The sequence below is a fragment of the Brasilonema bromeliae SPC951 genome, assembly GCF_012912135.1.
Classification (GTDB): Bacteria; Cyanobacteriota; Cyanobacteriia; order Cyanobacteriales; family Nostocaceae; genus Brasilonema; species Brasilonema bromeliae.
Genome location: NZ_QMEB01000271.1, coordinates 1 through 7,852 on the forward strand (window position 1 = coordinate 1; position 7,852 = coordinate 7,852).

Genomic DNA, 7,852 nt, shown 5'->3' on the forward strand with positions numbered 1-7,852 from the left:
CCGAAGCACCACCCCACGAACCCGCCAGCGGCGAAGCCGGCGAGGAAGCCGAGGGACGCGGCGGTCTCCAGCGCGGCAGCTGTCAGAGCGTTGACAGATCGAGAATCATTGTATTTTACACGCATTGTTCAGGTACCCCTCTCGGTCAGTTCAGCCGCACGCTCGTGCAGCACTGCGGGCGTTTGTCGGAGCGGAAATCCGACGCGTTCAGCATCGACAGCGCGACCGGACGGTCGCAGGCTCGATGCGTGGTCACTCGGCGGCGGACGAAGACGACTCGACCGGCGCCTCTGCCGGAACATCGCCCTTCGACCACTTCGCGATCCGATCTCGCGTCTCGCGGCGGGGTGTCGCGCCGTGACACCAGTAGTGGACCTTGGAAGGCGCGACACGAAGCGAGAACGCGGCCTTCTGCTGCGCGTGCTCGCCGAACCGCTTGGAGATGTGCGCGGTGAACTTCTCAGACCAGGTTGGACACGCCATACGGTTCAAGAATAATGATTCTGAACCGAGAATCAACCAGCAGCTTTCGGGCCGTTTCAGAATCAATGTTGCAGAAGCCGCTAAGCTTGCGTCTATGCAGCGGAATCGCGAGGACGCGCTAAGCGGGTTCGTTCGGATGAAGATCCGCGAATGGAAGGCAAGCAACCGCGAGCTCCAGGACCTGGCGCGGATCGCTCGAATCGCGAAGTCCGCGCCGTCCAACGTTCTTGGTGGGATGGGCGTCGGGAACAAAACCGGCCCCGGGTACGCGCGCGCGTTCGGCTTCGCTAGCTACGACGACATGCGGGCTGCGGCTTACCGCTGGTGGCAGGAGAGCGGTGCGGAGGGCGCGAAACAGGCATCGGATCCGGACTCGGCCGCGGGCAAGGCCGTCGACGCCGTCCTTGGGCTAGGCCAGGGGACACGGCCGCAGCTTGAGACCATCGTGGCGGCGTACGCACACCCAAGATTCACTGGCCGCGACGTGGATTGGTGGGTCACAACGCTCCTCGAGGAGGTTCGCCTAGACCGAGCATCGGCCGAGCGCGACGCGCTCCAGCGGAAGGTCACGCGTCGGACGCAGAAGGAGATCCGCGAGACGGCCGCCAAGCGACGAGAGCCAAAGGTCGAGCCCGAGCCGTCATCGGACGGCCACCGCCGGAAGGCTATTGGGGGATGAAGTCGCCCTCCGCGAAGTAGTCGACGCTCCAAGGGCGCGCATCGAGGGTCAGGTTCAACGCCTTTCCGTCGCGCGGCCGAGCGCTAGGCGGCAAGCGAAAGCACGCGCTCTCCTGCGCATGAGGCTTCAAGACGTACGTCCACTCGGGCCACTCGTGGTTCAGGTTCTCTGAGTTGCCGCGTTCGTAGACGTTGAGGTGGAAGTTCACCTTCCGAACCGTCTTGGACGTTCGGTTGCGTGCCACAACGCTCGCATAGTCGGGGCCACACGAGCCTCCGTACGACGCCGTCATCTCGACGCCGTTCCGGTCCGCATCGGCCTTCGCGTCCTGCCAGTAGGCCCAGCCGAACACACCAGCGATGGCCCAGAAAGCAAGGAACGCGGCGATCGCAAGGGACCTCTTGGCGCTCTTTTCCATGGAGTCGACGCTACCAGGCTCGGTGAGACACTATTTCTGAACCGACCGCTTGACGTCTGGTTCAGAATCATTATTCTTGATTCGCATGAGCCGCGACGAATGGTTTTCGACCGACTACGCGCTGCGTAGCGCGCCCTTTGAGCCCGTCACCGGCTGCCACTGGTGCAACGGCACGTCTCCGGAAGACGACGGCCCCTGCGAGAAGCAGAGCTGCCAGGACGCCGCCGAGGACGACCACCGGCTGGCGCGGATTCTGAGCGCCCGGAAGGCGGCGGACGCGTGCGTGGTGGCGCGGGTCAGGGCCATGCAGATGGCCGCTCGGTACATCGCCGAGGGGGACTCGCCGTACTCGACGCGTGTGGTGTCCTGCCGCGAGCAGGCGGACGCGTGGGCCTCGGATGCCGAGGGGTGGGCGCGCAAGGCGCGGGAGCTCTCCAGTGTGACGGTGGACGCGGTGGAGGCGGCGCAGTGACCGCCCGCAACCTGACCCACGAGGTCGAGACCAGCGTGACGCTCCGTGGCGAGGACTACTGGGCCTCGGGCGTCGTCACCCTCATCGACTGCCACCAGCTCGCCGTGGCGCACAACGAGGAGCCTTGGGACCACCTCGAGATCCAGTCGGTGGTCGAGGACCGGTTCACGGCGTCGCCCCGGTCGAAGCCGGTGGACCTCCTCCCGCTGCTCTCGGCCGACGAGCGCCACATGGTGGCGACGGCTCTCTATGAGGCGGTGTGCCGTGAGCTCTGACCTCTTCGCCCCTCTGCGGGCCGTCATCGAGCGGCTTGAGGCGGAGCGCGACGAGTACCGCGCTGACAACGAATGGCTGGAGCGCGAGAACGCGCGGCTCCGGCGGCGGGTTGAGGAGCTGGAGGGGAAGGAGCGCGCCGCATGAAGACGCTCTCTCACAACCAGATCCGCACCTGGCGCAACTGCAAGCGTCAGTACGGCTTCGGCTACGTCCAACTGCGCGTCCCTCGCAAGACGCCCACGCCGCTCCTCGTGGGCCGCTCGTGGGACGACTGCCTCCAGGAGTGGTGGCAGGGCGAAGGCGCGCAGGACCGTCTGCTGCGGGCTGCGAAGGTGGCCATGCACGAGGGCGACCCGTTCGCGAGGGCCAAGCTCTGCGCGATGCTCATCGGCTACTCGGCAATGTGGGGCGACGTCCCGTGCCGCCTCATCGCCACGCAGGTCGAGTTCACAGTCCCCATCGTCCACCCGGTAACGGGTGCGGTGCATCCCGAGTGCAACCTGACCGGGTTCATCGACGCGGTGGCCGAGATCGACGGTCGACTCGTTGTCGTCGAGTCAAAGTCCTCGGGCGAGGACATCACGCTCGGCTCGGCGTTCTGGCGTCGGGTGGCGGTGATGGATCCGCAGGTTTCGACCTACCTCCCCGCGGCCCGCGCGCTTGGCTACGACGTGCGCGACTGCATCTACGACGTCGCGCGGAAGCCCGAGCTCCGGCCGAAGAAGGACGAGACGCCCGACGCGTTTCAGGAGCGCATCGTGCTCGACATGCACGCGCGCCCCGAGTGGTACTTCCAGCGGCAGACGCTCGTGCGCCTGGAGCGTGAGGAGCGGGAGCACGCGCTCGACGTCTGGCACTTCGCCGACGAAATCGTGTCGGCCTCGCGGACCGGCCGTTACCCCCGCAACCCGGACCAGTGCCAGAAGTTCGGCCGGGCCTGCGACTACGCCCCCGTGTGCGCGGGTGAGGCGTCCCTAGACGACCCGCATCTCTTCAAGGATGCGGCGAAGAGAGAGAGGAAAGACAATGCTGGAACGAATTCAGCGCGGCCCGCAGCGTAGGCCGCTCGCGGTCTGCGTGTACGGGGTGCCCGGCGTCGGCAAGACGACGTTCGGGGCGAGTGCGCCCGGTGCGCTCGTGTGGTGTCTCGAGGACGGCGCGTCGTTCATCGACGTGGCGAAGCTGCCGGCGCCCGAGTCGTGGAACGAAGCGCTCGGCGTGCTCCAGGAGCTGGCCGACAAGCCGCACGACTTCAAGACGCTGGTGGTCGACACCCTCGACGCCCTCGAGGTGCTGGCGGTGGCGCACGTCTGCGCCGAGGCGAAGAAGAAGACGCTGGCGGACTTCGCGTGGGGCGGCGGGTACGCGGCCCTGGCGAACGAGTGGCGTCGGTTCCTCTCCGGTCTCGACAACCTCCGGGCGAAGCGCGCGATGCACATCGTGCTCATCGCGCACGAGCACCGGAAGCGCCACGACGACCCGGAGCTTGGGCAGTACGAGATGTACCGGCCGAAGCTTCAGGAGAAGGCGTGGGGCCTGACGAACGAGTGGTGCGACGCCGTGCTGTTCGCGCAGTTCGACGCCGCGGTGTTCGAGAAGGAAGGCCAGAAGAACCGCGCCATCGTCAGCGGGCGGCGCGTGCTTCGCACCGTCCGCGAGACGGGGTTCGTGGCGAAGAACCGCCTCGGCCTGCCGCGCAAGGTGGACCTCGACTGGAAGTCGTTCGAGGCCGCCGCGGTGCCGCCGAGCACCGACGTGCTGCGAAAGGAGCTCGTCGAGCTCTGCACGCTTGCGGGGGAGGACGTAGCCACGAAGGCGCACGGCTTCCTCGCGGACCGCGGCGAGAGCGTCGAGACGCTCCGTGCCGCCATCGAGACCGTGAAGACCTACCTGGCCGAGAAGTCGGCGGCCTGACCCGAGAGACCAAAGGAGAGACCATGATCAAGCAGGACGGCAAGTACAGGGCGAAGGCGGTGGACGTGATGCTCGGCGAGAGCGGCGTGAAGGGCACGCCCTACGTCGGCGTCGAGTTCAAGGTGGTGGAGCAGGGCGAGAGCCTCGGCGAGACCGTGAAGTGGAGCGGCTGGCTCAGCGAGAAGGCTGGCCCCTCGGGCAAGACGGTCGCCGAGCGCACCATCGAATCGCTCCGCGCGTGCGGCTGGACGGGCGACGACCTCGGATGCTTCGCGACCGGCCTGCACGGCCTCGACGCGAACGAGGTGGAAATCGTCGTCGAGATGAAGCCGTACGACGGGCCGAACGACAGCCACAAGGGCAAGTCGTTCCCCGAGGTGAAGTGGGTGAACTCCCTCGCCGGCGGTCGTGGGCTCCGTAAGGACGACGCCATGGACGCCGTGAAGGCGGCCAGGCTCGGCGAGCGGTTCCGCGGCCTCGCTCTCGCTCTCAAGCCGGCAGAGCAGCCGTCGAACGACCAGCTCCAGGGCACGTCGTTCCCCTACGGCGCGAACGCCGCCGGTGGTGGCAAGGGTCGCGCGTTCTGAGTGACTGCCGGGCCGTTGCGAGCGGCCCACCTATCCCCCGCGCGACGCCTATCCCCCCAAGGCCGGCGCGATTCGGGCTTCGAGGCCCGACGGGGGACCACAACCGCCCCTCACCCACGACAACGGAGATTGACCATGGCCACGAAGAAGAAGATCGCGACGACGAAGAAGACCACTGGCGAACGCTACGTGCTCGTCACCACCGCGCACCGGGGCGTGTTCGCAGGATTCGCGAAGGAGACGGACGGCGACGTCATCAAGCTTCGCGCGGGACGCCTCTGCGTCTACTGGAGCCGTGACGTGAAGGGTTTCATGGGGCTCGCCGCGAACGGCCCGAGCGCGTCATGCAGGATCGGCCCGCCCGCGGACATTGAGCTGCGGTCCATCACGAGCGTTGTCGCCGTGACGGACGAGGCGAAGGCTCGCTGGGAGGCGGCGCCGTGGTCGTCCTGAGGGGCGCTATCCCGGAGTGGTGCGGAAGCTCCGGCTACGGCTCCGGCTACGGCTACGGCTACGGCGACGGCGACGGCTCCGGCTACGGCTACGGCTACGGCTCCGGCTACGGCGACGGCTCCGGCTCCGGCTCTTAACCCCTTGGGAGACTCCTTGTGAATCTCACGATTGTCGTGGCCGACCGTGGGTTCGTCTTCGTCGCTGCGATCGAGCAGCACCCGCGCGACGCTCAGATGTTCCTCGCCTACGGCTGTCATTGCGTCCGCATCTGGGGCACGAACGCGGGCCTCGGGCAGCTCGCCCGCGAAGGGGCGAGACCGCAAACGGTCCTCGATCGGGAGTGCGATCACGGGCCGGTCGAGATGTCCCGTCACTACGTGCTCCGCACCATCCCGACGAGCGAACGGCTGTGGCCGGAGGTGGTCGAGTGGGCGCGGAAGAACGGCATCGAACAAGACTCGTTCGCGGAGGTGCGATCGTGAAGCCCGACACGTGGCTGATCTACGAAGATGTTCCCCCGGACGCGAAGGAAATCCCCGGATATCCAGGGTACTTCGTTTCTGACGGCGGAAAAGTTTGGAACACCAACTACTTCCGCCGACCGCACGTCCTTCGACCACTCAGGAGCGCAAAGGGGCACCTCTCTGTGCAGCTGTGGGTTAATGGAAAACCCTCGCGACAGCAGGTGCATCGGATCGTTCTGTTAGCGTTCGTCGGCCCATGCCCAGAGGGGATGGAGGCATGTCACTTTCCTGACCCAGATCCATCCAACAACTTTGTGGCGAACCTCAGGTGGGACACCTCCACCGAAAACTCTGCTGACCAAAAGCGACTCAACAGGCACCCGCATGGAGTGAAGCATGGGCAGGCGAAACTGACGGAAGACGATGTCAGGGAAATTCGGCGTCTCCGGAGCGAGGGGAAATTGCATCGCGAGATTGCCCTAATCTTCGGCATCTCTCGCAAGCAAGTCAGCGATATTTGCATCGGACGATACTGGAGCCACGTGGCATGAAAATCGACACGCCCCAGCCGCCGCGGCCGACGATCGACCAAGTCAACGCCGCGTATCGCGAGGGGCTGTTCGCGTGCGGAATTCGCACGTCCTACGAACTGTATTTGGTGCGGCTGGGCGGGCAGCCGATTCCGATGAGGGGCGTGACGTGGATTCCGGGAAACCGATCCATGTGGTCGCAGACTCCGCAAGGCTGGGAGCCGTTCGATTGGGACGAGAGCGCTCCGTCGTGGTTCAAAAGCGACTCGCTCGTCTTCCCCTTCGGCCGCGTGCCGGTCGCCGAGTGGCGCGGATGGCCGCACTACAACTGGCAGGAGATCGCCTCTCTGGTTCAGTGGCCCGGCAACAGCGGCAACTTCATTCCGTTCCGTGAGTGGAAGGTCGAGCATGTTTTTCTCGGGACGTTCGGCGAGTTCGATTCCGCCAAGCGACTCAACCTTGCCGGCCTCTGGTCTATCGAGCGCTGCATCGCCTTCCCCGACGAAGCCCCGTTCGCTCGCGCCGCGTGGTCCGATCCGGTCAACTATCTGCTGTACGCGGACCACGTCGATTCTCAGGGGTGTTCCCTGACGGCGATGGCGCTGCGGCGCGTGGCGGAACTCACGGCGAAGGAAGCGGAGGTGAAGGCGTGAGCCTGTCGATTCACCCGCTGACGCTGAAGGAGGCCGCGAGATTCGTAGCGGCCCACCATCGGCATCATCGCGCGCCGCAGGGCGGGTTGTTCGCCATCGGGTGCGCGGCCGACGGGGAGTCATCGCCGCGGGGCGTCGTGATCGTCGGTCGCCCCGTGTCCCGAATGCTCGACGACGGCTGGACGGCGGAAGTGACTCGGCTCTGCACGGACGGCAGCCGCAATGCGTGCTCGATCCTGTACGCGGCTGCGTGGCGTGCGGCGCGAGCGATGGGCTATCGGCGGCTGGTGACCTACATCCTCGACAGCGAACCGGGGACGAGCCTTGAGGCCGCGGGCTGGAAATGCGTGGGCGAAGCGGGCGGCGGGAAGTGGAGCCGAGTCGATCGGCCGCGTGTGGACTTGCACCCGACCCAAAAGAAGATGCGATGGGAGGCAACCCAATGACCCCCTTCCCCGACCTTTCCGGTCTGCGTCGCGCGGGCTTCGACCGCGAGGCGGATTTGCTCGCCGAGCTGATGCGGCGGCCGGCGTGGTGGATCGTCCGTCGAGCTGGGACCGTCGGACCCGAATTCGACGCGCGGCGATGGGATGTGAGAGAGGCCGCCGAAACGACCGCAAAATTCTGGGACGACTACTACGCCCCGACGAAGCATTCCGTCGTCCCGCTCACGGCGGCGGCCGTCATCGCGGACCAGCGAGGTGAGTCGTGAGCGACGACATCCGCGACCTGATCACGATCCTGTGCGACGACCCGGCCGAGCTGCGGGCGGTCTTCGGGCCGCTGGCCGAGCTGCCGGCGTGGTGGGGCGTGCGGGACAGCATTTGGGGCTGGCGGAGTTACCCGGCGACGCGCGATTTGGCCGAGCAGGATCGCGCGTATTTCGATCGGGTGCCGCTTAGCGGAGCCGTCACCGTCCACGC

The 7,852-nt window shown here is 66.5% G+C and carries 14 protein-coding genes; 13 read left to right on the forward strand and 1 reads right to left on the reverse strand.

The window, feature by feature from the left end:
* Window positions 1-451 precede the first annotated feature (451 nt).
* Window positions 452-1,162, forward strand: a complete 711-nt coding sequence (locus tag DP116_RS24945; protein WP_211173494.1) for a hypothetical protein — start codon at window positions 452-454, stop codon at window positions 1,160-1,162.
* On the opposite strand, the gene DP116_RS24950 is transcribed toward DP116_RS24945, so the two are convergent.
* Complete coding sequence (locus DP116_RS24950) at window positions 1,149-1,580, reverse strand: hypothetical protein (protein WP_169157719.1); 432 nt, start codon at window positions 1,578-1,580, stop codon at window positions 1,149-1,151. The genes DP116_RS24945 and DP116_RS24950 overlap by 14 nt on opposite strands.
* An 85-nt stretch (window positions 1,581-1,665) precedes the next feature.
* Here DP116_RS24950 and DP116_RS24955 point away from each other — a divergent pair, with 85 nt between their 5' ends.
* The 12 genes from DP116_RS24955 to DP116_RS28720 form a co-directional block, all read left to right on the forward strand.
* Window positions 1,666-2,052 (forward strand): hypothetical protein, encoded by a 387-nt coding sequence (locus DP116_RS24955; RefSeq protein WP_169157720.1) that lies wholly within the window; start codon window positions 1,666-1,668, stop codon window positions 2,050-2,052.
* The gene (locus DP116_RS24960) at window positions 2,049-2,327 is read left to right on the forward strand and encodes a hypothetical protein (RefSeq protein WP_169157721.1); all 279 of its coding nucleotides are present in this window, start codon (window positions 2,049-2,051) and stop codon (window positions 2,325-2,327) included. The genes DP116_RS24955 and DP116_RS24960 overlap by 4 nt, the downstream gene beginning before the upstream one ends.
* Window positions 2,328-2,468: 141 nt before the next feature.
* Entirely contained in the window at window positions 2,469-3,389 is a 921-nt protein-coding gene (locus DP116_RS24965) for a PD-(D/E)XK nuclease family protein (protein ID WP_169157722.1), read from the forward strand.
* Complete coding sequence (locus DP116_RS24970; protein ID WP_169157723.1) at window positions 3,355-4,242, forward strand: ATP-binding protein; 888 nt, start codon at window positions 3,355-3,357, stop codon at window positions 4,240-4,242. The genes DP116_RS24965 and DP116_RS24970 overlap by 35 nt, the downstream gene beginning before the upstream one ends.
* 23 nt (window positions 4,243-4,265) lie before the next feature.
* Complete coding sequence (locus DP116_RS24975) at window positions 4,266-4,829, forward strand: hypothetical protein (RefSeq protein ID WP_169157724.1); 564 nt, start codon at window positions 4,266-4,268, stop codon at window positions 4,827-4,829.
* A gap of 135 nt (window positions 4,830-4,964) precedes the next feature.
* On the forward strand, window positions 4,965-5,282 hold the full coding sequence (locus DP116_RS24980; RefSeq protein ID WP_169157715.1) for a DUF6948 domain-containing protein: 318 nt from the start codon (window positions 4,965-4,967) through the stop codon (window positions 5,280-5,282).
* 155 nt (window positions 5,283-5,437) lie between these two features.
* Entirely contained in the window at window positions 5,438-5,764 is a 327-nt protein-coding gene (locus tag DP116_RS30220) for a hypothetical protein (protein ID WP_169157716.1), read from the forward strand.
* Between the two features lie 203 nt (window positions 5,765-5,967).
* The gene (locus tag DP116_RS30225) at window positions 5,968-6,297 is read left to right on the forward strand and encodes an HNH endonuclease (RefSeq protein ID WP_339381559.1); all 330 of its coding nucleotides are present in this window, start codon (window positions 5,968-5,970) and stop codon (window positions 6,295-6,297) included.
* The gene (locus DP116_RS24995) at window positions 6,294-6,929 is read left to right on the forward strand and encodes a hypothetical protein (protein WP_169157726.1); all 636 of its coding nucleotides are present in this window, start codon (window positions 6,294-6,296) and stop codon (window positions 6,927-6,929) included. Before DP116_RS30225 ends, DP116_RS24995 begins: the two co-directional genes overlap by 4 nt.
* On the forward strand, window positions 6,926-7,375 hold the full coding sequence (locus tag DP116_RS25000) for an XF1762 family protein (protein ID WP_211173495.1): 450 nt from the start codon (window positions 6,926-6,928) through the stop codon (window positions 7,373-7,375). Before DP116_RS24995 ends, DP116_RS25000 begins: the two co-directional genes overlap by 4 nt.
* Window positions 7,372-7,641: a hypothetical protein gene (locus DP116_RS25005; protein ID WP_169157727.1), complete on the forward strand. Its 270-nt coding sequence runs from the start codon at window positions 7,372-7,374 to the stop codon at window positions 7,639-7,641. The genes DP116_RS25000 and DP116_RS25005 overlap by 4 nt, the downstream gene beginning before the upstream one ends.
* Window positions 7,638-7,852, forward strand: a 215-nt coding sequence (locus DP116_RS28720; RefSeq protein ID WP_211173496.1) for a hypothetical protein, incomplete at its 3' end; no start/stop codon positions are given. The genes DP116_RS25005 and DP116_RS28720, both read left to right, overlap by 4 nt.